We start from the raw sequence: 25,012 nt of genomic DNA on the forward strand, positions 1-25,012 counted from the left end.
TTTTGTTCTCGAGGGGGAGGCTCAGACCTGATCAGGTCTTGCGGAACTCGATCAAGCGCGAGAAGTAGAAGGGAGCTTTGTTCAGGCTGCGGCGCACCAACTTGAAGCCGCAGGCTTCCGCTGCTTTCACGATGCCGTCTTCCTTGAGCGTGTAAGCCCGGGTCGTTTTGCTGGGGCCGGGGAACAGCTGGCCGATCCCCTTCAACAGCGCCAGCAGTGGCGTGTAGGGCGCAAAACTCACGATCAGCCGTTCTTCGGTGAGGCTGCAAAGGTGCTTCACCATCTCCTCGGCCGGTTGCTGGGGGTAGTGGATGAACACGTCCAGGCAGCACACCGTGTGGAAGGAGCCGCTCAGGCTTTCCAGGTCGCTGGCGAAGAAGTTCAGCTTGGCCATGTCGAGGCCGGCCTCGCGGGCCCGGCGCTCGGCTTCCTGGGCCATGGCCTCGGAAATGTCGCTGGCGCTGATCGACCCCGCTCCCATCGCCGCCAGCGGCAGGCTCAGGCTGCCCACTCCGCAGCCGGCGTCGCAGAAGCTCGCCTGGCTGAGTTCGCCGCTTTCCTTGATCCAAACCAGCACTTCATCCACGGTTTTCTGGTGACCGATGCGGATGTTGCGCTGCACCTTGTTCACGTCATCGCTGTCGCTGTAGATGCGGTTCCAGCGGTCGAAACCCGTGGTTTCGAAGTAGCCCTTCACCTCCTTCTTCTCGGCCTGTTTCTGCTCTAACAGCTGATCGGGGGCCATGGCGAAAGGGTTTGCGTGGGCGGGATCCTAAGCAGCGCAGGCCCAGTGCAGATCACCCTCCTTCTGGTGCCAGCGCAGCAGCTGCGTCAGTGGCCGTCCCATCAGGGCATCCATGCACCCCGTTGCATCGCCAATCACCCGCCGCGGCGCCACCGTGGCGCTCCAGATCGCAGCACTGGGGGCGTCACTCCAGCGGGCCAGCCGTTTCACCCCCTCCAGTTGCGGCAGGGTCACCCCCGCCAGGGTGCCGTCTTCGAGCCGGCAGGTGCCTTTCTCCACCAGCAGCAACCGCTCATCCCAGCGGTGCTCCCCATCGGCCAGGCCGTAGGGGGCTAGCGCATCGCTCACCAGCACCGTCTGCTCCAGCGCCAGCCGTTGCAACAGCACCGCCATCGTGGGGTGAACGTGCACGCCATCGGCAATCAGGCCTAGGGCAATGCCTCCGCGCCGGCAGGCCTCACCGAGAGGGCCTGGCGCCCGGTGGTGCAACCCCGGCATGGCATTGAAGGCGTGGGTGAGCATGGCCACCCCCTGATCGAAACCGGCGCTGGCCTGTTCGGCATTGGCGGCGCTGTGGCCGAGAGCCACGCTGATGCCCAGGTCCCGCAGCCGCCCGATCACCGCAGCGGCCCCCTCCAGTTCGGGAGCCAGGGTCACCAGGGCAATCTCCGTTTCGAACCCACCAATGCGTTCGTTCAGGGCCTCCAGGCTGGGGCGGGCCAGGTGTTCACGGGGATGGGCACCGCGGCGGGTCTCTGCCAGAAATGGACCCTCCAGATGGGCCCCCAGCAGCCGGCAACGGCCGCGCCGGTGTTGCTGCCGCGCCTGCCGCAGCACGTCCAGGGCTTGGCGCAGCGGCGCGATGCCGCAGGTCACCAGGGTCGGGGCGATCGCTTCGACCCCATCGCGCCACAACAGCTCGAGGAGTTCCTCCAGCCGGGGCAAATCCATCTCGCTCAGTTCCGGGAAGGCCAGTCCCAACCCGCCGTTAATCTGCAGGTCAACACCCCGGGGGCTGAGCCAGTCGCCGTTCCAGTCCGCATAGGGTTGTTGAGCCTCTTGTTGCGCATCGGCGCCCATCGCGTCGATGCGGCAGATCAGCCCCTGCTCGTCGAGGTCGACGGAATAGCGCTGGTCTCCGTCCCCAGGCAGGGGACCCGGCAGTCGAACGTTGGTGATTCGGTGCATCAACGCAACACTGGCTTCGGCAGCCATGGGGGGAGACGATGGCAGTCTTGCCCCTCTGCGTTGTGCCGCCAGTGCTCCCCCGAGTTGCCGTTGTGATGGGAAGTGACTCCGACTTGCCCACCATGGAACCGGCTGCCCTCATCCTGCGTGAGCTGGGGGTGGAGGTGGAGGTTCGGGTGCTCTCGGCCCATCGCACCCCCCTGGAGATGGTGAGTTTCGCCCAGGCAGCCCGGGATCAGGGATTTGGAGTGATCGTCGCCGGCGCCGGCGGTGCTGCCCATCTCCCGGGCATGGTGGCCGCCCTCACCACGTTGCCCGTGATCGGTGTGCCGGTGAAAAGCCGTGCGCTTTCGGGTGTCGATTCTCTCCACTCGATCGTGCAGATGCCCGGCGGGATTCCCGTGGCCACCGTTGCCATCGGAGGTGGCCTCAATGCAGGTTTGCTGGCGGCTCAGATTCTTTCTGTGGCGGATGCAGGTTTGGCCCAGAAACTTGAGGGTTACCGCAGCACCCTCCACGATGCTGTGGTGGCCAAGGATGCGCGTCTGGTTGAGCTGGGCAGCACGGATTACCTCTCTCAGATGGATTCATGAGTGTTCCCGTTCGTTCCACCCTGCGTTCCACGTTGCTTTGGGCGGTGGTTCCGGCGGCCGTCGTCTATGCGGTCGCCCTGGTCTGGAGCGCCTCAGAGGGGATCAGCGCCAAATTGGTGTTGAAGGATTTGGCCCAGTCCTGCAAGGCGCCTCTGGGGGAGGGCTTCCTCTCCAGCGTGGGCTATCTGCTCTGGATGGCAGCAGCTGCCATTGCCTTGTTTGCGGCTTCCACCCGGCAGATCCAAGGTTCCGTCCTGAACCGTCAATTCGCCTTCTGTGGGGGTGGTTTCTCGCTCTGGCTCTGTCTCGATGACATGTTTCTGGTGCATGACCGTTACCTCGGTGAGGCGTTCCTCTACATCACCTATGCCTTCTTCACCGGGTTGCTGTTGTTCCGGTTCCGTGGGCCCCTCCAGCGCTTCGGCGGTGACACCTTTCTGGCTTCCGTTGTGCTGTTGGGCTTGTCGGTTCTGACCGATGCTCTTCAGGGCCTTTGGCCGAACTCCTACGAGACGGTGCAGATTTTTGAAGAGGGATTCAAGTTCCTCGGGATTGCCGCCTGGCTCAGTTTTTGGTGCCATTACGTCAGTTCCTCCTCCAAATCGTCTCCCCTTGAGCAGCACTGATCGATCTGCGTTTTCGCCTCGATGACGCCCTGGCCGGCCTGGTTGCGACTCGGTCTACTGCTCCCCGTGCTGGGTTTGAACGCCTTTGTGCTGAAAGGTCTGTTGGTGCAGTTCGCGCCCTTCCCTGGGTTGTTCCTGACCGCAGCTCTGCTTGCGTTCCTTTTGGACCTGCCCTGCCGCTGGCTCACCCGGCGAGGCCTGCCCCGTGCCTGGGCCATGGTCAGCGTGGTCCTGGTGACCTTGGGGCTTTTGATCTGGGCAGCCGTGGGCTTGGTGCCGTTGTTGATTGAACAGCTCAGCCAATTGATCAGTGCTTCGCCCACCTTGTTGACGGCTGCCGAACAGTGGATCGACCGCGGGCAGCTTTGGGCGCTGGACCATGGTTTGCCCGCTGATTTCGCTGATCTCAGCAGCGATTTGGTGTCCCAGTTCAGCCGTCTGGCGACGCAGCTGAGTCAGCGCTTGTTGGGGCTGTTGGGGGCAACGGTGGGCACCACGATCAATGTGGTGATCGTGTTGGTGCTGGCGGTCTTCCTGTTGCTGGGGGCGGATCCGATTGTTGAAGGCCTGGCCCGTTGGTTGCCAGACCGCTGGCGGGCGTTGGTGCAGACCACAATCGAGCGCACGTTTCGTGGCTACTTCGCTGGTCAGGTGGTGCTGGCGCTGATCCTCAGCGGAGGTCAGCTGTTGGTGTTCACCGCCTTGAACATTCCCTATGGCGTGTTGTTTGCGGTGCTGATCGGCTTCACCACCCTGGTGCCCTACGCCAGTGCCCTGTCGATTGTCTCGGTCAGTGCGGTCCTGGCGGTACAGGATCCCCGCACAGGCCTTGAACTGCTTGCCGCGGCGATCGTCGTCGGTCAGATCGTGGATCAGGTGATCCAACCGCGTTTGATGGGAAGCATTGTGGGTTTGCAACCGGCCTGGTTGCTGATCGCGTTGCCGATCGGAGCTCGGGTGGGTGCTCTCTATGGAGTGGGGGATCTGCTGGGCCTGCTGTTGGCGGTGCCTGTGGCCAGTTGCATCAAGACCCTGGCTGATGCCGCCAGGGCCGGTGATCTCAGGCCGCCGGAATCACCCCCCGCTCCTGGAGCGCTTTGATCACCAGCTCCACGCAATCGGCCAGATCCTGCTTGCCGGTGTCGATCTTCAGTTCGGGCGCCTCAGGGGCCTCGTAGGGGCTGGAGATTCCGGTGAAGTCCTTGATCTGGCCAGCCCTTGCTTTGGCGTAGAGACCTTTGGGGTCACGGGATTCGCAGACGTCGAGATCGGCGGCGCAGAACACCTCGAGGAAATCACCGTCCTCCACAAGGCCGCGGGCCTTGTCACGGTCGGCGCGGAAGGGGGAAACGAAGGCCGTCAGCACAATCACGCCTGCATCCAGGAACAGCTTGGCCACTTCACCGATGCGGCGAATGTTTTCTTCGCGGTCGGCATCAGAGAAGCCCAGGTCCTTGCAGAGTCCATGGCGGATGTTGTCCCCGTCCAGCACATAGGTGGCAAGCCCCCGCTCGAACAGAGCCGCGTTCACGGCATTGGCCAGGGTGCTCTTACCGGAACCGGACAGTCCGGTGAACCAGAGGATGGCGCTGCGGTGGCCACGCTGCTTCGAGCGCTCGTCGCGGCCCACGGAGGCCTCATGCCAGGCAATGTTGGTGGACGCACCCTTGTTGGTGAGTTCTCCGTAGGTGGGGCTGGCTGTCATGGCCATGGCATGAAGTGGCGGCCATTCTCCCTTAACCCCCAGCCCGTTTCGGCCGGTATCCCTCCTTGCTGAGCAGCTCGAGCGTCAGATCCACCTGATCGCCTTGCAGTTCGATCACGCCGTTCTTGGCGGTACCACCACTGCCGATGCGTGTTTTGAGCGTCTTCAGCAGCGCCTTGAAGCCCGCTGCATCCAGCTCCAGGCCACGGATCACGGTCACGGTTTTGCCGCCCTTGCCGCCGCGGGTGGGCTGGACCCGCACCATTTGCTGAGACTTTGCTGTGGGCTCCGTCGTAGGCCCGCTCGGTCGCTGCAGACTGTCGATGTTGCTGAATTCCTGCCAGCCTCCCTTCGGCATCAACCCGTCGCAACCGCCTTGCATTGTCGATGACCACCGCCACTCCTCGCTGGGCCGATTCCACCCGTGGCCTCGGCCGTCTGATTGAGATGTTGATCGGCATCGGTCTGCTGCGCCGTCCTCTTTTTTTCCAGGCCCGGCAGTTGATCATCCGCACAGCAGAGCGCAACGGCATCCCCTGGCGTGCCCGGCGCCGGGCGCTGCAGCAGGCGGCGGAACCGCTTCTGGCTGCCAGCGCCACGGCCGGGCTCACCCCACCGGCCTATTACCTGTCCCGCTTCCATGCCTATGAGCAGGGCAATCTCTGCTGGCAGGCCGCTGCTGAAGCCGAGCAGGCCACAGATGCCATGGCCCTGCGGGTGTGGCCAGATGAGCAGCTGAAGCCGGCCGAGGCCCAGGCCCGGCTCCGCGATGCCATCCATGCCGTGGCGGAGCCGTTGCTGCCCGCGTTGATCGATCGTGTGGTCGATCTGGGCTGTTCCGTCGGGGTGAGCACCCAGGCCCTGGCCCGCTGGCTGAATGCCCGTGCCGCGGCGAATGCCGTCGATCCTCCAACGCTGATCGGGCTGGATCTGTCGCCGGAGATGCTGTCGGTGGCCCGTGTGCGTGACGGCCAGGGGCTCGTGCAGGACTGGCGCCATGCCGCCGCGGAAGCCACCGGACTGGCTTCGGCTTCGGTGGATCTGGTCAGCCTGCAGTTCGTTTGCCATGAGCTTCCGCAGGCGGCGACCCACGCTGTTCTGGCCGAAGCAGCTCGGCTGCTGCGCCCTGGTGGTGTGCTGCTGATGGTGGATCAGGATCCCGGTTCGTCTGTGCTGCAACGCTTGCCGGCGCCGGTGGCCACATTGCTCAAGAGCACAGAGCCCTTCATTGAGCAGTACTTCGCCTTGGACATGCCTGCCGCGCTGCGGGAGGCTGGGTTCCGGAATCTCAGCATCCGTGCCTGCGACCCACGGCACCGTGTGATCGCCTGCTTACGCTGAGCCGACGCTCCGCCTTGGATCCGTGACCAGCACCCTGCCCAACGCCAGCACTCCGGATCCCTCCAACCTGCAGCCATCGGTGCGTCCTGGAGCCCACGGCCGCTTTGGTCGCTTCGGGGGTCAGTACGTGCCGGAAACCCTGATGCCGGCCTTGGCGGAACTGGAGCAGGCCGCCGCCCAGGCCTGGAACGATCCGGCCTTCACCGCTGAGCTCAACCGCCTGCTGAAGAACTACGTCGGTCGGGCGACACCTCTCTATGAGGCTGAGCGTCTGACAGCCCATTACCGCCGTGCCGACGGTGGCCCCCGCATCTGGCTGAAGCGGGAAGACCTCAACCACACCGGGGCCCACAAGATCAATAACGCCCTGGGGCAGGCTCTGCTGGCGCTGCGGATGGGCAAGAAGCGGATCATCGCCGAGACCGGTGCGGGGCAGCACGGCGTCGCCACGGCCACGGTCTGTGCCCGCTTCGGTTTGGAGTGCGTGATCTACATGGGCGCGGAAGACATGCGCCGCCAGGCCCTCAATGTGTTCCGCATGCGCCTGCTCGGGGCCACGGTGCAACCGGTGACGGCCGGCACCGCCACCCTCAAGGACGCCACCAGCGAAGCCATCCGCGACTGGGTGACCAACGTCGAGACGACCCATTACATCCTTGGCTCCGTCGCCGGCCCGCATCCCTACCCGATGTTGGTGCGCGATTTCCATGCCGTGATCGGTGAGGAATCCAAGCAGCAGTGTCAGGAGGCCTTCGGTCGACTGCCGGACGTGCTGATGGCCTGCGTTGGCGGTGGCTCCAATGCCATGGGCCTGTTCCATCCTTTTGTTCAGGACACCTCCGTGCGTCTGATTGGAGTTGAGGCCGCCGGTGATGGTGTGGCCACCGGCCGCCACGCCGCAACGATCACCGAGGGTCGTGCCGGCGTCCTCCACGGGGCGATGAGCCTGTTGCTGCAGGACGGCGATGGCCAGGTGATGGAAGCTCATTCGATTTCTGCTGGTCTCGACTACCCCGGCGTGGGGCCGGAGCACAGCTACCTGCGGGAGATCGGTCGGGCCGAATATGCGGCAGTCACCGATCAGCAGGCCCTTGATGCCCTGCGCCTGGTGAGTGAGCTTGAGGGAATCATTCCGGCCCTGGAAACGGCCCACGCCTTCGCCTGGCTTGAGCAGCTCTGCCCCACCCTGGCCGATGGCACGGAAGTGGTGATCAACTGTTCCGGCCGCGGCGACAAGGACGTCAACACCGTGGCGGAAAAGCTGGGGGATCAGCTCTGAAGCTCAAGCTTCACGCCAGCATCAATTCCAGGTGGCGGGCTACCCGCTGCACGGCGGCGCGGGCCGTGGCGTAGGCCATACGCATCGGGCCCACCAATGCCACGTGGCCGAGCCCCTCGTTGCAGCGGTAGGGAGCCTGCACCACCGCACAGGCTTCCAAGGCCGGCTGGGGATGCTCGTCGCCGATCCAGACCCGTGCGGATGCACCGCGGCTGATCAAGGTGCCGGGTTGGTCGTCGATCAGTTCCAGCAGCGGCCGAAGGCTGGCCGTGCTTTCGAATTCCGGTTCGCTCACCAGCCTTGAGAGGCCATGCACCACCACCGATGCGGGGTTCGTAGGGGTGGGTTGGTCGAGGGCGTTGCGCAGCACCGAGCCGCTGCGTTGCAATTGCCTCGGCAGCGCCTCCCAGTTCAGCTCCCCCTGCTCGAGCTGGTCTGCGGCCCACCGTTCCATGGCTATGAGTTCGGCGTCTGCCCCATGCGGCAGACGCAGGTTGAGATGGCTGGCGCGGCCATTGGCTTCCACCAGCATCACCAGCAAGCGATCACCGCTGGGCACCAGGCGGATCGTCTCCAGCTGGCGGTTCTCCAGCTGCGGTTGGGTGATCAGGCTCATCAGACCGGTGAAATCAGTCAGCCGCCGGGCCACATGCATCAGCAGGTCGTCCAGGTCGGCCCAACGCAGGCTGAGGCCGGTGAGCTCCCGCTCCAAGTGTTGAACAGCAACGCCGGGTTCCGGCAGCAGCGCATCCACGTAGTGCCGGTACCCCATCGGGCTGGGAATGCGTCCGGCCGATGTGTGGGGCTGATGCAGCAGTCCACGACGCTCCAGAGCCCCCATGGCGGAACGAACGGTGGCGGAGCTGGCGGGGATGCCGAAGCGTTGCACCAGGGTGCGGCTGCCCACTGGTTCCATCGTGTCGACGTAGTGGTGCACCGTCGCCTGAAGCACCTGTTCTTGCCGAAGGGACAGGGGCTTGCTCATCAGTAGCGGGGGACGCTGGGATCCACCTGAAGGCTCCAGGCATCAATGCCTCCCTCAAGGTTCCACACCTCGAGGCCCCAGGGTTGGTCCAGCAGCCACAGACCGAAGTGGTAACTGCGGACGCCGGCATGGCAGACCACCACAACGGCCTGATCGGGCTGGAGGTCCTTTTGCAGGGTCGCCAGCCAGGCATTGGATTGGCTCAGGGGCCGGTGCAGCACCGCGCCGGGGAAGGGGGCGATGGCAATCTCAGCCGCCTCGCGCACGTCCACCACTTGGGGTGACGGTCGTTCGCTTTGCAGCCATTGCTGCAACTCGGGCGCTTGGATGGGTTGTGGTTTGGATTGGCCCATGGCGCCATTCTGCGGTGATGGACAAAGATGAGGCGATCCGAGAACGCCGGCCCATGAAGGCCCGCCCCTTCCTCAGCGCTGCCGGAGCTGCGCTGCTGTCGCTGCTTCTTCTGGCCGCTGGTCTGCTCTGGACCATGGATCGCCAGAGCCCCCTTCAACTGGCAGAGCAGCCGTTGCATCTGCCCCGGGCGGCCCGGTTCGTGCCCCGGGATGCCGATTTGTCCCTTCACTGGCTGGCCGATCCCGTGCGGTTGCCGGCCTATGCCCAGGCTGTGGCCCCTGCCTCCCAACGCCGCGATGCCCGTGATGGTGCAAGGCAGTGGCGTGAAGGGGTCTTTGCCTTGGCGGGCCTGCAGTTCGCTGTTGAGCTGGAGCCCTGGCTTGGAGAGGAGGTCAGCCTCACCCTCACCGATGGGGTCTCCCACGCTGGTTGGGTGTTGGCTTTGACCAGTCGGGATCACGACGGCGCCCGGCGCTTTCTGCAACGGTTCTGGCAGACCCGCAGCCTGGCGGGCACCGACCTCCAGATCAGCAGTTACCGCGGAATCGGTGTGATCAGCGGTCAGGGGGCGTTGGTGGGCCATGACCCCCAACCCCTGGCGACGGCCTTGATCGATGACGATCTGCTTCTGGTGGCCTCAGGCCGGGGCGTGCTGGAGCAAGCCCTCGATGTCTCCCAGCTGCCGGATCAGCATCAGCTGGGGGATCAACGCCTGCAGCGTCAGGTGGCTGAGCTCGGTCAAGGCGTGGCTCTGCTTACGGCCTCTCCCCACGCCCTTGAGCATTGGTTGCAGCTGCCCGAGCGGGTGGCCCAACGGGACGATCTGAGCGGACTTGTGGCATCGCTTCGGCCGGAGGGGGCCACCCTGGCGGTGGATGGGCGCCTCGGATTCCGGCAATCCCTTGGCGCCGACCCCTGGCCTGGCCTGAAGGATCTGACCGCCTCGGCCGGAGGCCATGCCCGCTGGCTGGCTCAGCTGCAGAGTCCAGCCCGTCTGTTGGATCCCAGCGAAAGTCATCCGCTGGCCCAATGGTTCGGTCCGGAGCTGGAGAAGCGCTTGGCGGACCAGCCGTCGGCAGAGGCTGTTGTGGGGGCCGATGACGGTCCTCTGCTTTGGCAGGACCAACCCGAGGGCTGGCTGCTGGCCACCCGCCCGCAAAGCCCCGCCAGGGATGTGGTGGATGCGCGTCTGCAGGAGCAGGGTCTGACCCGCTCTGAGCTGGAAGGCGATGGCGAGGTGTTGAGTGTGTGGACGCGTCTGGTGCGCCAGCGAGGCCGCCAGCCAGGGGTGGATGCCCAGTTGGCCGCGGCTCAGGTCCGCGACGCTTCCCTGAACTGGTGGGGTGAGTCCTTGGTGGCGCTGGCGCAGCGCCAGAACGGCCGTGCCCTTCAGCCCCGCTTGAACCAGTGGCAGGAACTCACAGCGTCTTCCCAACCAGCGCAGGCCCTCCTGCTGGCGGAGGACCCGGCCCGATCCCTGTTGGGGCGATGGCGGCCCTGGGCCCTGCTGCAGGTGATGGCGGGGCGGCCCCTGCTGAACCAGGTCCGCGGGCTGGCGGTTGCCGTTGATGCTGATCGCCAGGAGGAGGGCGGCCCCGAGATTCCGTTGCATGCCCGGCTCCAACTCGGTTGACCTGCTCCTGCTGCGGCATGGCATCGCCGAACCCCGCCTGGCGGGGCGGGATCATCCGGATCGTCCCCTGACCGCCGCCGGCCGTCAGCGCACGCAGCTGGTGATGGCGGCCCTGGTGCGGCGGGGGGTGCGGCTGGATCGTCTGCTGTCCAGCCCTTACCGCCGAGCTCTGCAAACCGCTGAACTGGCCCTGGAGGCGGGGCTTGCCTCAGAGCTTGCGGTGGACGAACGACTCGAACCAGGAGGAGCCCTCGAAACGCTGCTGACGGCAGCCGATGGGCGCCTCGGTCTGGTGGGCCATGAGCCGGATCTGGGCGATCTGGCCTGCGGTCTTCTGGGGTGTGCTCCGGGTGCCCTGGTGCTGAAGAAAGCCGGTGTGATCCAGCTGCGTCATTCCACCGGCCAGTGGCAGGTGCAGGCCTTGCTTCGGCCATCACTGCTGATTGACGATTTAGGTTGCTGTTAGAGGCAATCAGGCGGTGGCCCAGCAGCAGACAGGCGACCTGCGCCATGCGCGGACCGGGATCGAATTGCGTCCAGGCCTGGATGGCGTGCCTGCAACCCAGTCGGCGATCTGCGACATCGATGGAGAGCAGGGGCTGCTCACCTATCGCGGCTACCCGATGCAGGATCTGGCGGCCAACAGCAGCTTCCTGGAAACCGCCTATCTGCTGATTTGGGGAGAGCTGCCCAGCCGCAAGCAGTTGGCGGAGTTTGAGCACGCCGTGCAGATGCACCGGCGGGTCAGCTTCCGGGTGCGGGACATGATGAAGTGCTTTCCGGCCAGCGGCCATCCGATGGACGCGCTGCAGTCCAGTGCCGCCTCCCTGGGGCTGTTCTATTCGCGCCGGGCGATCGACGACCCGCAGTACATCTATGACGCGGTGGTGCGGCTGATCGCCAAAATCCCCACGATGGTGGCGGCCTTTCAGCTGATCCGCAAAGGCCAGGACCCAATTCAGCCCAGGGATGATCTGGCCTACTCCGCCAATTTCCTCTACATGCTCACGGAACGTGAGCCGGATCCCCTGGCGGCGAGGATCTTTGATCGATGCCTGATGCTCCATGCCGAGCACAGCCTTAACGCCAGCACCTTCAGTGCCCGGGTCACCGCCAGCACCCTCACCGACCCCTATGCCGTGGTGGCCTCAGCCGTCGGCACCCTGGCGGGCCCGCTCCACGGCGGCGCCAATGAAGACGTCCTCGCCATGCTCGAGCAGGTGGGCAGTCCCGAGAATGCCGGCGCTTTCCTGGATGAGGCCATCGCAGCCAAGCGCAAAATCATGGGCTTCGGCCACCGGGAATACAAGGTCAAAGATCCCCGTGCCGTGATTCTCCAGGCCCTGGTTGAGGAGATGTTCGCCAGCTTCGGCCACGACGACCTCTACGACGTGGCCCGGGCGATTGAAGAGGAAGCGGCGTCCCGCCTCGGCCCCAAAGGCATCTATCCCAACGTGGATTTCTATTCGGGCCTGGTGTATCGCAAGCTCGGTATCCCCAGGGATCTGTTCACGCCGGTCTTTGCCATTGCCAGGGTCGCCGGCTGGCTGGCCCATTGGCGGGAGCAGCTCGGGGCGAACCGGATTTTCCGGCCTTCGCAGATCTACTCCGGATCCCAGCCACGCTCCTGGATGCCCATTGAGGAGCGCGTCCCGGCTCCGGCCGCCTAAGTTGCACCCACTTCCGTCGACACCATGGTGAGTCCGGGACTGGACCTGGAATTGAGCTTTAGCCAGGCCCTGCAAGGGTTTGGCTTCTCTCCCGAGGTGGCGAGGCTGCTTTGGCTGCCGCTGCCGATGCTGCTGGTCCTGGTGGCTGCGGTGGTGGGTGTGCTGGTTTCGGTATGGCTGGAACGCAAGATTTCCGCCGCTGTCCAGCAGCGGATCGGTCCTGAATACGCCGGTGCCCTGGGCGTGCTTCAGCCCCTTGCTGATGGCCTCAAGCTGTTGGTCAAAGAAGACATCATTCCGGCGCGGGCCGACAGCCTGTTGTTCACCCTCGGCCCGGTGTTGGTGGTTGTGCCGGTGATCATCTCCTGGCTGATCATTCCCTTTGGCCAGAACCTGCTGATCAGCAACGTGGGCGTGGGGATCTTTCTTTGGATCGCCTTCAGCAGCATTCAGCCGATTGGCCTGCTGATGAGCGGCTATGCCTCCAACAACAAGTATTCGCTGCTCGGGGGGCTGAGGGCCGCGGCTCAATCGATCAGCTACGAAATTCCCCTTGCTCTGGCGGTGCTGGCCATCGTCATGATGTCCAATTCGCTGAGCACGGTCGACATTGTGGGTCAGCAGACCGGTGCCGGCATTTTGAGCTGGAACATCTGGCGTCAGCCGGTGGGCTTCCTGATTTTCTGGATCTGTGCCCTTGCTGAGTGTGAGCGGCTCCCCTTCGACCTTCCCGAAGCTGAGGAAGAACTGGTGGCTGGCTATCAGACCGAGTACGCGGGCATGAAGTTCGCCCTCTTCTACCTTGCGGGTTACATCAACCTGGTGCTCTCGGCCGTTCTGGTCAGCGTTCTGTATCTCGGTGGTTGGGGCTTTCCGATCCCTGTGGAGTGGCTGGCCGGCTGGTTGAATCAGCCCATCGATGCTCCCGTGGTCCAGGTGATCACGGGCACCGTCGGCATCGTGATGACGGTGCTCAAGGCTTATTTGCTGGTGTTCGTGGCGATCCTGCTGCGCTGGACCACCCCTCGCGTGCGCATCGACCAGCTGCTCGACCTGGGCTGGAAGTTCCTTCTGCCCCTGTCCTTGGTGAACCTTCTGGTGACAGCAGCCCTCAAGCTCGCCTTCCCGGTTGCTTTCGGCGGCTAGGTTTTCCTACCTAGGATTCTTGCTCTCGGCTCCGCTTCGTTCTCTCCCTTTCAGACCATGTTCGGCTTCCTCAAACAGGTCGGTGATTACACCCGGGATGCAGTCGATGCAGCTCGGAATCTGGCCCAGGGCTTCTCGGTCACCTTCGATCACATGCAGCGCCGTCCGGTCACGGTGCAGTACCCCTACGAGAAGCTCATTCCTTCCGAGCGCTACAGGGGCAGGATTCACTACGAATTCGACAAGTGCATTGCCTGTGAGGTGTGTGTGAGGGTCTGCCCGATCAACCTGCCGGTGGTGGATTGGGTGATGAACAAAGCCACGAAGAAGAAGGAGCTGCGCAATTACTCGATCGATTTCGGCGTCTGCATTTTCTGCGGCAACTGCGTCGAGTACTGCCCCACCAACTGCCTCTCGATGACGGAGGAGTATGAGCTGGCGGCCTTTGATCGTCACAGCCTCAATTACGACAATGTCGCCCTCGGACGCCTTCCCACCAGCGTCACCACCGACCCTTCGGTCGTGCCGTTACGGGAACTCGCCTATCTGCCTGCGGGCGAGATGGATCCCCATAATGTGCCTGCAGATCGGCCCCGAGCTGGCCAATTGCCGTCCCAGGTGCTGGAGACCCTCACCCCTCCAGCCAAGCCCGCTGCCAAGAATGAGGGACAATCCTCCAGTGAGGCCAAGGAGGGCGACGCATGACCATCGCGACCACCACTGAGCTGATCTGTTTCCTGGTGCTGTCCGCCGTTGTGGTGATTGGTGCCCTTGGTGTTGTGCTGCTCAGCAACATCGTCTATTCCGCCTTCCTGCTGGGCGGGGTGTTCACCGCCGTTGCAGGGCTCTACCTGCTGCTGAACGCCAGTTTCGTGGCCATGGCCCAGATCCTTGTGTACGTGGGTGCGATCAATGTGTTGATCCTGTTCGCGATCATGCTTGTCAACAAGCGGGAAGACCTCAAGGCCATCGCCAACCTCACCACCCGTCGGGTGGTGTCTGCCGGCGTCTGCGCCGGTCTGCTGGCATTGCTGGTTCGTGTGGTGGTCACCACCCCCTGGTCGCTCCCCGGTCCTGCCGCTGTGGGTGAAGAAGCCACAGCCCGCATTGGTGAACATCTGTTCACCGATTACCTGTTGCCGTTTGAGGTGGCATCGGTCCTTTTGTTGATGGCCATGATCGGCGCCATCGTGCTGGCCCGTCGTGATGTGCTGGCCACCGATGTGGTCACCGGTGAAGTGGCCGATCAAGGCCTGATTGAAAAGGCCCGAACTCCCCTGTTGATGAATCGAGCGGACTGATGAGCGATTTCCTTGCCACGCTTCCATCCCTCCAGGCCTACCTCCTGGTGGCCGCCATGCTCTTCTGCATCGGCGTCTGGGGCCTGATCAACAGCCGCAATGCGGTGCGCGTGCTGATGAGCATTGAGTTGATGCTCAATGCCGTGAACATCAACCTGATGGCCTTTTCCTCCTTTGTGGATGGTGATCTGATTCGCGGTCAGGTGTTCGCGGTGTTCGTGATCACGGTGGCCGCTGCTGAGGCCGCCGTTGGTCTGGCGATCCTGCTGTCGCTTTACCGCAATCGCGTTACCGTCGACATGGAGCAGTTCAACCTGCTGCGCTGGTAACCCCCGCACACCTGGGTCATGCGTCTCGATCGGGTCTGGGTGATCTATCGGGCCGACAGCCAGCCTGCCCAGCGTGAAGCCCGCCAATGTGCCAAGGAGCTGAAAGCCCTTGGATCCCATGTCGTGACCGCAATGTCCGGCCCTCGTGTGAACCCTTTCCCCGGCTTGCTGGCTGTTGAAGAGTCGTTGCCCGACCTGGCCCTTGTGCTGGGTGGTGACGGCACAGTGCTGGGCGCTGCCCGCCACCTGGCGGTGTACGACATTCCAATCCTGAGCATCAATGTGGGGGGGCACCTTGGCTTTCTCACCCATGACCGCCGGGTGTTGCGCGGCGATCAGATCTGGCAACGCCTTCAGGACGATCAGTTCGCGATCGAACGGCGCATGATGCTTCAGGCGATGGTGGATCGCCGCTCTGCTGAGGACCGTGCGGCCTCCCCCGGTCCGTTGCAACAGCCGGATCTTGAAGACGATGAGGAGCACCATTGGGCCCTCAACGACATCTACCTGCGGGCCTATCGCGATGAGATTTCGCCCACATGCACCCTGGAGCTGGAGATCGATGGGGAAGTGGTCGATCAGGTGCGTGGTGATGGTCTGATCCTCTCCACGCCTACGGGATCAACTGGTTACGCCCTTGCGGCAGGGGGACCGATCCTGCATCCCGGCATCGATGCCATCATCGTCGCACCGATCTGTCCGATGAGCCTGTCCAGTCGAACGCTGGTGGTGCCGCCCAGGGCCAGGTTGGCGATCTGGCCCCTGGGGGCTGGTGATCACCGCATCAAGCTGTGGAAGGACGGTGTGGGCTGCACGGTTCTGGAACCCGGGGAGTGCTGTGTCGTTCAGCAGGCCCGTCACCATGCCCTAATGGTGCTGCTCAATCAAAGTCCTTCGTATTACAGAACCCTGTCCCACAAGCTTCATTGGGCGGGAAGCCTGAATGCGGCGCAGCCGTCCCAGAATTGAGCCATGGCCCTGGAAATTGAACGGCGCTTTCTGGTGCGGTCTGATGCCTGGCGCAGCTGTGCCGGCCCGGCACAGGCGCTGCGCCAGGGCTACCTGGCCGCCAGTGCCGAGGGAGTGACGGTTCGGATGAGATTGCGCGGCACCGATCAGGCCTGGCTCACCCTGAAGGCGGCGGCGGATGCCGCTGGCCTGGTGCGCCATGAGTTCGAATATCCGATTCCGGTGGCGGATGCCGAAGCTCTCTGGGAGCTGGCACCGCACCGGCTGGAGAAGGTCCGCTATGTCCTCGATCACCCTGGCGGAGACTGGGTTGTGGATTGTTTTCATGGGGGGAATGCCCCTCTGCTCCTGGCAGAGGTGGAGCTGGCATCGGCCCAGGTGGATCTGTTGATTCCAGCCTGGTGTGGCGAGGAGATCACCGGACAGTCCCGCTGGAGCAATGCGGTGCTGGCGCAGCACCCTGTTCAGTCCTGGCCGGAGCAGGAGCGCCGCCGTTGGGATCTGGTTTGAAACCGGACTGGATTTGTCTTCAGGTTTCCTTTAGCTTTAAGGAGTTCTGATCTGGTGGCTGTTTCCAGTGGTGGGTCTGTACGACACAACTGGAATGCTCCGCTTTGCGGGCTCAAGCGTTGAAGCGTGCCTTGAATACGCCACGCTGTTTCAGATTCCCGTCGGCCCCACATCCCTGCAAAGTCTGCCGGAGCCGCTCAGCTCCACCATCAGGGTGAGGGGGGATCGTTTTCTGGAAGGACGCAACAGTTGAAACCGTCCCGACAGATCTTGCCGTTGTCCATGGCCCAGTTCAGCAACGCAACCCTGTTCTTGGAACCGGTTTTGGTGAACACGTTGCTTACATGGTTGTCGACGGTGCGTTTGCTGATGGTGAGACGATCAGCGATCTCCTGATTGGTCAGTCCCTCGGCCACAAGCTCGATGATCTCGATCTCCCTTGCAGAGAGGGAGATCTCCAGAGGATCCGTGCCGTCGAGGGAGGACATAATTGACCACCGTTGGATTCATGCTAGTCCGGACGACCGGTCTGATCCTGCATAGTGGGCCGGTGAAATGGAACGAGATTTGAGGACGGCGCTGCAGCGCGCGATTGAGGCCGGGGATCAGGTGCTCACCGCCGAGGTGATGCCTCCCCGTGGAGCCGATCCCTCGCACATGCTGGCCATGGCTGCATCGCTGCAAGGCCGTGTTCATGCGGTGAATGTGACCGATGCCAGCCGGGCTGTGATGCGGATGAGCAGCCTGGCCTCCTGCAAGTTGCTGCTGGAGGCCGGGCTGGAACCGGTGTTGCAGATGGCCTGCCGCGATCGCAATCGCATCGCCCTCCAGGCGGATCTGCTCGGTGCCCATGCGTTGGGGATCCGCAACCTGTTGTGTCTCACAGGCGATCCGGTGCGGGCGGGAGACCAGGCGAATGCTCGGCCGGTGAATGAGTTCGAGTCGGTGAAGCTTTTGCAGCAGGTGGACGCCCTCAATCGGGGCGTGGATCCCGTGCAGGGCACCCTGCCCGATGGGGCGACCACGCTGTTCGCAGGTTGTGCCGCTGACCCGCAATCCAGGAGCTGGAGCGGTCTCCAGCGCCGGTTGCAGCGCAAGCAGGGGGCGGGAGCCCGCTTCGTTCAAACCCAGATGGTGATGGACCCTGAAGCGCTCGAGCGCTTCCAGCGCGAGCTGGCCGGCCCCCTGGACCTGCCCGTGCTCGCTGGCGTGTTTCTGCTGAAGTCAGCCAAGAATGCCCGGTTCATTAACCGGGTTGTGCCGGGAGCCTGCATTCCCGATGCGTTGATTCATCGGCTGGAGTGCGCCGAGAATCCAGCCATGGAGGGTGTGGCCATCGCTGCTGAACAGGTGAAGCGCTATCTCGGCATCGTTCGGGGCGTGCACCTGATGGCGATCAAGTCGGAGGAGCGCATTCCAATGATCCTGGATCGCGCCGGCGTCAGCTCGCTGCCTGGGTGAGGTCGGTGCCCAGCAGCTCCGCCATGGCTTTCTGCTGTGGGGAAGGCTCCACCAGGTCTTGACGACGGGCATCGGTGATCAGCCAGTCGAGCGAGGCCTCCTGCAGATCGAAGTGATCACCGTCCTTGCCCACGCAATAGCGGCCGAACACCAGCTTCTCGAGCAGTTGCACGCCGGGGCCGATGCGTGAGTAGTCGAAGATGATCGAATTGTCGATCGTGGCGCCTTCACAGATGTGGCAGCTGGGGCCGATCATGGTGGGTCCAACGATCGTTGCGCCGTCTTCAATCTTGGTCATGCCGCCCACGTACACGGGGCCGCTGACGTTGATCTTGTCCCAGTTGGCGGCCACATTCAGACCGGTGTAGACACCTGGGAGAACCTCCTTTCCGGGAATGCCAACTTGCCGAACATCGCCCATCAACACGCTGCGGATGGCTTGCCAGTAGTCGGGAACCTTGCCGATATCCACCCATTCGAAATCCATTGGAATGGCATAGAAGGGTGCCCCGAGCTCGGCCAGTTTCGGGAACAGATCCGAGCCGATATCGAAGGACTGACCCGAAGGGATGTGCTCAAAGATCTCCGGCTCGAAGATGTAGATGCCGGTGTTGATCGTGTCGCTGAGGGCTTCGTCGACGCTGGGCTTTTCCTGAAAGCTTGAAATTCTGTTTTGGTCATCGGTGACCACAACGCCGTAGCTGCTCACCTGATCCTTGGGGACCCGTTTGGTGACGAGGCTCGCGATGGCGCCTTTCTCACGGTGCAGACGAACCGCTTCGCTGAGATCAAGATCGATCAGTGCATCACCGCAGAGCACCACGAAGGTGTCGTCGAAGAAGTGCTGGAAATCTTGGATCTTCTTGAGTCCGCCGGCAGACCCGAGGGCACTGCCAATCAGTTCACCTTCCTCAATGCGGCCTTCGAAGCTGTACGCAATCTCAACCCCGAAACGCTGGCCATCCCGAAAGTAATTTTCGATCTCTTCGGCCAGGTGGGAGACGTTCACCATCACCTCGGTGAAGCCGTGCTCCTTGAGCAGTTCCAGCAGAAATTCCATCACCGGCTTCTGCAGGATCGGAATCATTGGCTTGGGGATCACATGGGTGATCGGTTGGACCCGCGTCCCCTTGCCAGCCGCCAGAATCATCGCCTTCATTGGCGTTCGGTCGGGTCAATAGAAGGTAGTGACCATAGACCCGGTCTTAGGCCGCCATGGCCGTCCGGGTCGGCGATGGATCTGGCCCCTGCAGGCTGCTGATCGGAAGTTGTGTTGCGGTGCCACTAGCAGGGATGAATTTCAGCCGCAGCGGGCCATGAAGCCAGCCCTCCTGCTCCAGTTCAACCCGGCCCTGGGAGGAGAGAAACAGCAGGGCCCAGAACACGCCGACGCGGTCGCGGTCCAGGTCTGTGGCCGCGGCGATCTTCCACTGGTCAACGAGCTGATCGAAGCCCACCCAGTCCAGGGCGGTCTCCCAGCTGTTCAAAAACACCCCCAGTGCTGCGGTTGTTTCCGGGAGCTTTTCGCGGTGGGCCAGCCCGGCCACCTGGGCGATGGCTTCACGGTTGCTGTAGCGCTTCTGCCGTTTGCGGCGGCGCGCTTCAAGTTCATCTGATTCCAGCTGCTCAGCAATCGATTCCAGCTGTTCGATCAACTCCCCGAGAGTGACGGGGCGTCGTAACGGTGGTGGCGCCACGGGACGCCGCTGCAGATGGCGTTCCGGCCGTCGCGGCAGATCAAAGGCAGGATCCAGCCAACCTTGCTCATCGAAGTCGGCGTCGAAGTGATCTTCGACCTCTGGCGCAGGGGGCAGCATGCTGGTTTCGAGCATCTCGGCCTTCAGTCCCACGAGCACGGAGGCGGCGAGGAAGGCTTCGCTGCTCTCGGCCAGGTCCCGCTCGTAACTGCCGCCCCGACCGGCCAGGGCGGCCGCCACCTGCCCGGGAACTTCAATGCGTTGCCGCAGTTGATCCAGAAAGCCGTCGATGACGGCAATCACATCAACATCCCAGGGATCGAGATCCCCCCGTTCCGCTGCGTCCTGAAGCAGCCGAATCGCAAGGCGGGCTCCAGCATCAGCGCCGTCATTGGGGGCCACCTGGAGCAAGTCAATTCACCCTCTCCGGGCAAGGTATCGGGCGCAAACGGGTGCTGCCAGGGGGCGTTTAGCGATTGTTCAGCGCCGTCAGCTCTCATTCGGCTGAGCTGCCATCGGCCTCATCGCTATCGCTTTCGGTGGAACGGCTGGTCACCGTGGTGGCAGGCAGGAGACCCAGCTGGGTTTCAACAGTGGAGCGGTAACGGCTGAGGTCGGTCTCCAGCTCCTGGATGCGCACCTGCTGGGCTTCGTATTCGTTCGCCTTGCTGAACTGTTCAACGTTGTTGAGCATGCCGGTCCAGGCCGCGAAGAACCAGGCCGACACGGCTCCCAACCCTGATGCCAGCAGCAGCAGACCCGCCAACGGCAGGGTGTACTCGATCCCCGGAAGCACGTGAACCGTCGTGGGGCTGGTGTTCTCCAGGGTGAAGAACACGGTGATCAGTCCGAAGCTGAAAATCAGGCCGAAGTTGATCTGACGCATGGCAGGGGAGCGCTCTTTCGGACCCTACGGACGGTTGGGTGGGAATGAATCGGAATCGATACGTGATTTATGACGCGCCCACGGCAGGGGCTCGAATCGCCGCTGGAACCGGCGCCTGACTTCGAATCAGGGGGGCCGTTGGTGAGATCACCTGTTCCATCGCACCCAGGTTTCGGCTCACCAGGGCTTCGATCGAGCTGCGGTAGCTGTCGGTCATCAGCTTGGGGTACAGCCCGATTCCGATGATCGGCACCAGCAGGCAGCCGATGATGTAGACCTCGCGAGGCTCCGCATCCACCAGGTTGGTGTGGGACACCAGCTCCTCTTTCTCCTTGCCGAAGAAGATCTCCCGCAGCATCGAGAGCAGGTAGATCGGTGTGAGGATCACCCCCACAGCGGCCAGCCCGCAGATCACCACGCGGAAGGGCAGGGTGTAAGCCTCATCGGTGGCAAATCCGGCGAACACCATCAGTTCGCTCACGAATCCGCTCATGCCGGGCAGGGCCAGGGAGGCGAGGGCACACACCGTCCAGAGCGCGAACATGATTCGCATCTTCTGGCCAATGCCTCCCATCTCATCCAGCTGAAGCGTGTGGGTGCGGTCGTAGGTGGCACCCACGAGGAAGAACAGGCTGGCGCCGATTAAGCCGTGGCTGATCATCTGCAGCATGGCTCCACTGGTGCCCAGGGCACTGAAGCTGCCCACGCCGATCAGCACGAAGCCCATGTGGCTGATCGAGCTGTAGGCGATCTTTCGCTTGAGGTTGCGCTGGGCGAAGGATGTGAGCGCGGCGTAGATGATGTTCACCACCCCCAGCACGATCAGCAATGGTGCGAACTGGGAGTGGGCCGCTGGCAGCAGTTCACAGTTGAAGCGCAGCAAGGCATACCCGCCCATCTTCAGCAGGATGCCGGCCAACAACATATGCACCGGTGCTGTGGCTTCGCCATGGGCATCCGGTAGCCAGGTGTGCAAGGGCACGATGGGCAGCTTCACGCCGAAGGCGATCAGTAGCCCGGCATAGCAGAGCAGTTGAAAGCCCGTTCCGAAGTCTTTGGCCGCAAGAGCGGTGTACTCAAAACTGGGGGTGCCGCCGCCGAAGAAGCCCATGGCCAGGGCGGCCAACAGGATGAACAACGAGCTGCCGGCGGTGTAGAGGATGAATTTGGTGGCGGCGTACTGACGTTTCTTGCCGCCCCAGATGGCCAACAGCAGATACACCGGGATCAGTTCCAGCTCCCAGGCCAGGAAGAACAGCAACATGTCCTGCACGGCAAAGACAGCGATCTGGCCGCCATCCATGGCCAGCAGCAGGAAATAAAACAATCGAGGTTTGAAGCTCACCGGCCATGCCGCCAGGCAGGCCAGGCTGGTGATGAAGCTGGTGAGCAGAATCAGCGGCATGGAGAGTCCATCGGCTCCCACCGCCCAGGTGAGGCCAAGATCCGGCAGCCAGCTCACCCGTTCGGACAGCTGCAGGCCGCTCAGGCTGGGGTCATAGCCGGTGAGGTAGGCCGCAACGGTGATCAGGAAGGTGATCAGCGTCACGATCAGGGCGTACCAGCGCACCTGCTTGCCGTCGCCTTGGTCGGGAACCAGCGGAACCAGAAGGGCTCCAACGATCGGCACCAGGATCGACAGGCTCAGCCATGGAACGGTGGCCTGCACCGGATCGCTGAGACCGGCGACTGCGAATTCGAACACGCTGTGATCCGATCCTCACTGGCTGGATCGTAGAAATCATGGGCGCTGTGTCATCACCTCGATAGGCGATGACACACATGTGTGATGGGCTCAAGCGATTGGACCGCCGATCACTCCGAAGAGAACCACCAGACCAATCACTCCAGCGAACACAATCAGCGCATAGAACTGGGCCCGTCCGGTCTCGAGATATTTGAGACCTTCGCCGCTGCCGAGGGTGAGCAGTCCGGTGAGGTTGACCACGCCGTCCACCACTTTGGCGTCCACCTCGAGAACCTCCCGCGCCAGTTTGCGGCTGCCCCGCACAAACAGCTTTTCGTTCACCACATCGAGATACCACTTATTGGCGAGGAAGGCATTCACCGCCGGGAAGCGTCCTGCCACCAGCTGCCCCAGATCGATCCGACGCAGGGCATAGGCCAGAACAGCCAGGGTGATGCCGGCAACGGAGATGGCCACGGAGGCGCCAGCCAGAGGCAGAAACTCGCCCCAGCTGAACTGTTCCGCCATTTCAAGGGCTTCCTCAGGATTCAACAGCTCTGCGAAGCGGCTGTTCCAGGGGGTGCCCAGCAGGCCAATCAGCACGGAAGGCACCGCCAGCACCGCCAGAGGGGCCGCCATGGGCCAGGCCGACTCATGCACGCTGCCCCCATGGGCATGGTGCTCGGAAGGATCCTTGCCGGCTGCGGTCAGCAGCTGGGCTTGTATGGCGGTGTCGTTGCCGCGGAACTCCCCTTCAAAGGTGAGGAAATAGAGGCGGAACATGTAGAAAGCGGTCATCCCTGCCGTCAGGAAGCCCACCACCCAGAGCAGGGGATAGCTGTTGAAGGCCTGGCCAAGAATTTCATCCTTGCTCCAGAAGCCGGCCAGGGGCGGAATGCCGCTGATGGCGATGCAGCCGATGAAGAAGGTGATCGAGGTGACGGGCATCTTCTTGCGCAGGCCGCCCATCAGGCGCATGTCCTGGGCGAGGACGGGCTCGTGGCCCACCACCTCCTCCATGGCATGGATGACGGAGCCTGATCCCAGGAACAACATCGCCTTGAAGAAGGCGTGGGTCACAAGGTGGAAGATGCCGGCGACCGGGGCACCGCAACCCATGGCCAGCATCATGTAGCCGAGCTGGGAAACGGTGCTGTAGGCCAGACCCTTCTTGAGGTCCATCTGGGTGAGGGCAATGGAGGCTCCCAGGAAGCAGGTGATCGTGCCAACGACGGCGATCACGGTTTGAACGACGGGGAACTGGGCGTAGAGGGGATCAAGGCGAGCCACCAGAAACACCCCTGCGGCAACCATCGTGGCGGCGTGAATTAAGGCTGAAATCGGCGTCGGGCCCTCCATGGCATCGGGCAGCCAGACGTGGAGGGGGAACTGGGCCGACTTGGCCATCGGACCCATGAACACCAGCAGGCAGAGCAGCAGCGCAGCCCATGGCGCCACCGTTCCAGTGCTCAGGCCGTTCTGCAGACCATCGGCGATTCCCTGGAAATCGAAGCTCCCGGTGGCCCAGAACAGGCCAAGGATGCCCAGCAGCAGGCCGAAGTCACCCACCCGGTTCACCACAAAGGCCTTCTGAGCAGCGTGGGCGGCACCGTCGCGGTCGTACCAGAAGCCCACCAGCAGATAGGAGCACATCCCCACCAGCTCCCAGAAGACGTAGATCTCGAGGAGATTGGGGCTGATGATCAACCCCAGCATCGAGCTGCTGAACAGCGCCAGGTAGGTGAAAAAGCGCACATAACCCTTGTCGTGAGCCATGTAGCCGTGGGAATACACCAGCACCAGCAGCGCGATGGTGGTGACCAGCGCCAGCATCACGGCCCCTAGGGGGTCCACCACGTAGCCCATCGGCAGGACGAAGCTGCCGGCACTGGCCCAGACGAAAAGATGCTCGACCGGTGGGGCGCCATTCAGCTGGTTGAACAGGATGCTGTAGCTGAGGGCCGCAGCTGCACCAACACAGGAGATCAACAGCAGCGCAACGGGTTTGCGCAATCGGTTGATCGTGCGGTTGAAGCTGATCAATCCCAACCCGGTCAGCACAGCGCCGAACAGGGGTAGAACGGGAATGAGCCAGGCGAGTTCCTCGGCCGAGGGCATCCGCAAACAGCAGGTTGAAGCGAGTGTAGGCAGCTCAGCCCAGCAGGTTCTGGAGTGCTGAATTGCGCATCAACTCGGCAGCCGTAGGAATGAAGCGATGGGCCCACCAGAACACGCCGACGGCGATGGCGATGCCCAGTTGCGCTGGTCGAACGAATTCCTGCCACTGCAGCTGCTGGCGTCCATCCAGCACCGCCGCGAAGGGCACGATCGAGGTGCTGGCCTTGAGCTCATCAAAGGCCTCGCCGAAGCGGGCCTTCAGGCGCCGGTCGCCATGCCAGACGGCGAAGAGGTGATGGCCGATCAGGCCCACGCAGGTCACCAGCATGAAGCTGCTTCCGATCCAGAGGGCGTGGGTGAGGCACCAGAGAACTTGGCCGATGGCCTGGGGATGGCGGCTGATGCGGATGATCCCTGTGGCGTAAAGACGCACCTGCGGCTTCAGCACCGCCGGGATCTCCAGCAGGTTGTACGTGGCGGGATACAGGAACAGAAAGCTGATGGCGGTCCCGATCCAGATCAACGGAATCACCCCCGGCACGCCCTGGACGTTCCACAGCCGCACCCCGTCATAGCGATGGGCCAGGAACCATCCGATCACCACCACGGCCGAGGGAATGCTCACCGCCGCGAAGATCAGGCGCCAGGCTCGTGCTCCGATCAGGGCCTCAGCGCGGCTGCGCAGGGCTGCGCCACCGCTGTGAATCACCGCAAACAGGATCAGCAGCACCAGCATCACGATGCTGCTGTGGTGGGTTGAGGCCATGGCCGCTGCATTGGGAGGGCGTG

The 25,012-nt window shown here is 63.2% G+C and carries 28 protein-coding genes; 15 read left to right on the forward strand and 13 right to left on the reverse strand.

Annotation, left to right across the window (positions count from 1 at the left end):
* Window positions 1-31: 31 nt before the first annotated feature.
* Window positions 32-745: a magnesium protoporphyrin IX methyltransferase gene (gene bchM, locus KR52_RS03780; protein ID WP_038552661.1), complete on the reverse strand. Its 714-nt coding sequence runs from the start codon at window positions 743-745 to the stop codon at window positions 32-34.
* 27 nt (window positions 746-772) lie between these two features.
* Window positions 773-1,960 carry an N-acetylglucosamine-6-phosphate deacetylase gene (locus KR52_RS03785; RefSeq protein WP_084221941.1) on the reverse strand — a complete coding sequence of 396 codons (1,188 nt, stop codon included), beginning with the start codon at window positions 1,958-1,960 and terminating at the stop codon, window positions 773-775.
* 11 nt (window positions 1,961-1,971) lie between these two features.
* On the opposite strand from KR52_RS03785, the gene purE reads away from it, so the two are divergent.
* From purE to KR52_RS03800, 3 genes are read left to right on the forward strand one after another with little or no spacing between them, the layout of a single operon-like run.
* Window positions 1,972-2,526 (forward strand): 5-(carboxyamino)imidazole ribonucleotide mutase, encoded by a 555-nt coding sequence (purE, locus tag KR52_RS03790; protein WP_051834266.1) that lies wholly within the window; start codon window positions 1,972-1,974, stop codon window positions 2,524-2,526.
* Window positions 2,523-3,152, forward strand: coding sequence for a hypothetical protein (locus tag KR52_RS03795; protein WP_038552664.1), 630 nt, complete (start codon window positions 2,523-2,525; stop codon window positions 3,150-3,152). Before purE ends, KR52_RS03795 begins: the two co-directional genes overlap by 4 nt.
* 21 nt (window positions 3,153-3,173) lie before the next feature.
* Window positions 3,174-4,253 (forward strand): AI-2E family transporter, encoded by a 1,080-nt coding sequence (locus KR52_RS03800; RefSeq protein ID WP_038552666.1) that lies wholly within the window; start codon window positions 3,174-3,176, stop codon window positions 4,251-4,253.
* Here KR52_RS03800 and cysC read toward each other — a convergent pair.
* The gene (gene cysC / locus KR52_RS03805; RefSeq protein WP_038556813.1) at window positions 4,213-4,857 is read right to left on the reverse strand and encodes an adenylyl-sulfate kinase; all 645 of its coding nucleotides are present in this window, start codon (window positions 4,855-4,857) and stop codon (window positions 4,213-4,215) included. The two genes, KR52_RS03800 and cysC, sit on opposite strands and share 41 nt — an antisense overlap.
* 31 nt (window positions 4,858-4,888) lie before the next feature.
* Window positions 4,889-5,215, reverse strand: a complete 327-nt coding sequence (locus KR52_RS03810; protein ID WP_038556816.1) for a translation initiation factor — start codon at window positions 5,213-5,215, stop codon at window positions 4,889-4,891.
* A gap of 29 nt (window positions 5,216-5,244) precedes the next feature.
* Between KR52_RS03810 and KR52_RS03815 the strand changes: the two genes are divergently transcribed.
* Both KR52_RS03815 and trpB read left to right on the forward strand, forming a co-directional pair.
* The gene (locus tag KR52_RS03815; RefSeq protein WP_156957579.1) at window positions 5,245-6,198 is read left to right on the forward strand and encodes a class I SAM-dependent methyltransferase; all 954 of its coding nucleotides are present in this window, start codon (window positions 5,245-5,247) and stop codon (window positions 6,196-6,198) included.
* A 22-nt stretch (window positions 6,199-6,220) separates the two neighbouring features.
* Complete coding sequence (trpB, locus tag KR52_RS03820) at window positions 6,221-7,477, forward strand: tryptophan synthase subunit beta (protein ID WP_038552671.1); 1,257 nt, start codon at window positions 6,221-6,223, stop codon at window positions 7,475-7,477.
* A 10-nt stretch (window positions 7,478-7,487) separates the two neighbouring features.
* Here trpB and KR52_RS03825 read toward each other — a convergent pair whose 3' ends face one another.
* Window positions 7,488-8,462 carry a heat-inducible transcriptional repressor HrcA gene (locus KR52_RS03825; protein WP_038552673.1) on the reverse strand — a complete coding sequence of 325 codons (975 nt, stop codon included), beginning with the start codon at window positions 8,460-8,462 and terminating at the stop codon, window positions 7,488-7,490.
* Window positions 8,462-8,815 carry a rhodanese-like domain-containing protein gene (locus KR52_RS03830; RefSeq protein ID WP_038552675.1) on the reverse strand — a complete coding sequence of 118 codons (354 nt, stop codon included), beginning with the start codon at window positions 8,813-8,815 and terminating at the stop codon, window positions 8,462-8,464. Before KR52_RS03830 ends, KR52_RS03825 begins: the two co-directional genes overlap by 1 nt.
* Before the next feature lie 17 nt (window positions 8,816-8,832).
* On the opposite strand from KR52_RS03830, the gene KR52_RS03835 reads away from it, so the two are divergent.
* From KR52_RS03835 to KR52_RS03875, 9 genes are read left to right on the forward strand one after another with little or no spacing between them, the layout of a single operon-like run.
* Window positions 8,833-10,449, forward strand: a complete 1,617-nt coding sequence (locus tag KR52_RS03835) for a DUF3352 domain-containing protein (protein ID WP_038552677.1) — start codon at window positions 8,833-8,835, stop codon at window positions 10,447-10,449.
* The gene (sixA, locus tag KR52_RS03840) at window positions 10,427-10,915 is read left to right on the forward strand and encodes a phosphohistidine phosphatase SixA (RefSeq protein ID WP_038552679.1); all 489 of its coding nucleotides are present in this window, start codon (window positions 10,427-10,429) and stop codon (window positions 10,913-10,915) included. Before KR52_RS03835 ends, sixA begins: the two co-directional genes overlap by 23 nt.
* 13 nt (window positions 10,916-10,928) lie before the next feature.
* Entirely contained in the window at window positions 10,929-12,119 is a 1,191-nt protein-coding gene (locus KR52_RS03845; RefSeq protein ID WP_038552682.1) for a citrate synthase, read from the forward strand.
* 27 nt (window positions 12,120-12,146) lie between these two features.
* On the forward strand, window positions 12,147-13,265 hold the full coding sequence (nuoH, locus tag KR52_RS03850) for an NADH-quinone oxidoreductase subunit NuoH (RefSeq protein WP_173402239.1): 1,119 nt from the start codon (window positions 12,147-12,149) through the stop codon (window positions 13,263-13,265).
* Window positions 13,266-13,322: 57 nt separating this feature from the next.
* Window positions 13,323-13,970 carry an NAD(P)H-quinone oxidoreductase subunit I gene (gene ndhI, locus KR52_RS03855; RefSeq protein WP_038552689.1) on the forward strand — a complete coding sequence of 216 codons (648 nt, stop codon included), beginning with the start codon at window positions 13,323-13,325 and terminating at the stop codon, window positions 13,968-13,970.
* Window positions 13,967-14,566: an NADH-quinone oxidoreductase subunit J gene (locus KR52_RS03860; protein ID WP_038552703.1), complete on the forward strand. Its 600-nt coding sequence runs from the start codon at window positions 13,967-13,969 to the stop codon at window positions 14,564-14,566. The genes ndhI and KR52_RS03860 overlap by 4 nt, the downstream gene beginning before the upstream one ends.
* The gene (nuoK, locus tag KR52_RS03865; protein WP_038552705.1) at window positions 14,566-14,895 is read left to right on the forward strand and encodes an NADH-quinone oxidoreductase subunit NuoK; all 330 of its coding nucleotides are present in this window, start codon (window positions 14,566-14,568) and stop codon (window positions 14,893-14,895) included. Before KR52_RS03860 ends, nuoK begins: the two co-directional genes overlap by 1 nt.
* Window positions 14,896-14,913: 18 nt before the next feature.
* Window positions 14,914-15,864, forward strand: a complete 951-nt coding sequence (locus KR52_RS03870) for an NAD(+) kinase (RefSeq protein WP_038552707.1) — start codon at window positions 14,914-14,916, stop codon at window positions 15,862-15,864.
* Window positions 15,865-15,867: 3 nt separating this feature from the next.
* Window positions 15,868-16,374 (forward strand): CYTH domain-containing protein, encoded by a 507-nt coding sequence (locus KR52_RS03875; RefSeq protein ID WP_038552709.1) that lies wholly within the window; start codon window positions 15,868-15,870, stop codon window positions 16,372-16,374.
* Window positions 16,375-16,583: 209 nt separating this feature from the next.
* On the opposite strand, the gene KR52_RS03880 is transcribed toward KR52_RS03875, so the two are convergent.
* A complete protein-coding gene (locus KR52_RS03880; protein ID WP_038552711.1) occupies window positions 16,584-16,862 on the reverse strand; it encodes a helix-turn-helix transcriptional regulator in 279 nt (92 codons plus the stop codon).
* 67 nt (window positions 16,863-16,929) lie between these two features.
* On the opposite strand from KR52_RS03880, the gene KR52_RS03885 reads away from it, so the two are divergent.
* Window positions 16,930-17,835, forward strand: coding sequence for a methylenetetrahydrofolate reductase (locus tag KR52_RS03885; protein WP_038552713.1), 906 nt, complete (start codon window positions 16,930-16,932; stop codon window positions 17,833-17,835).
* Here the strand turns inward: KR52_RS03885 and KR52_RS03890 are convergent.
* From KR52_RS03890 to KR52_RS03915, 6 genes are all read right to left on the reverse strand, one after another.
* A complete protein-coding gene (locus KR52_RS03890; RefSeq protein WP_038552716.1) occupies window positions 17,816-18,994 on the reverse strand; it encodes an NDP-sugar synthase in 1,179 nt (392 codons plus the stop codon). The two genes, KR52_RS03885 and KR52_RS03890, sit on opposite strands and share 20 nt — an antisense overlap.
* 46 nt (window positions 18,995-19,040) lie before the next feature.
* Window positions 19,041-19,943 (reverse strand): segregation/condensation protein A, encoded by a 903-nt coding sequence (locus KR52_RS03895; RefSeq protein ID WP_038552719.1) that lies wholly within the window; start codon window positions 19,941-19,943, stop codon window positions 19,041-19,043.
* A gap of 85 nt (window positions 19,944-20,028) precedes the next feature.
* Window positions 20,029-20,418 (reverse strand): lipopolysaccharide assembly protein LapA domain-containing protein, encoded by a 390-nt coding sequence (locus tag KR52_RS03900; RefSeq protein ID WP_038552722.1) that lies wholly within the window; start codon window positions 20,416-20,418, stop codon window positions 20,029-20,031.
* Between the two features lie 67 nt (window positions 20,419-20,485).
* Window positions 20,486-22,123 carry an NAD(P)H-quinone oxidoreductase subunit 4 gene (locus KR52_RS03905; protein WP_038552725.1) on the reverse strand — a complete coding sequence of 546 codons (1,638 nt, stop codon included), beginning with the start codon at window positions 22,121-22,123 and terminating at the stop codon, window positions 20,486-20,488.
* Window positions 22,124-22,213: 90 nt separating this feature from the next.
* Window positions 22,214-24,223, reverse strand: coding sequence for an NAD(P)H-quinone oxidoreductase subunit 5 (locus KR52_RS03910; RefSeq protein WP_038552728.1), 2,010 nt, complete (start codon window positions 24,221-24,223; stop codon window positions 22,214-22,216).
* 34 nt (window positions 24,224-24,257) lie between these two features.
* Entirely contained in the window at window positions 24,258-24,989 is a 732-nt protein-coding gene (locus tag KR52_RS03915; RefSeq protein ID WP_038552731.1) for an NnrU family protein, read from the reverse strand.
* Window positions 24,990-25,012 lie beyond the last annotated feature (23 nt).

It is taken from the genome of Synechococcus sp. KORDI-52 (assembly GCF_000737595.1).
Classification (GTDB): Bacteria; Cyanobacteriota; Cyanobacteriia; order PCC-6307; family Cyanobiaceae; genus Parasynechococcus.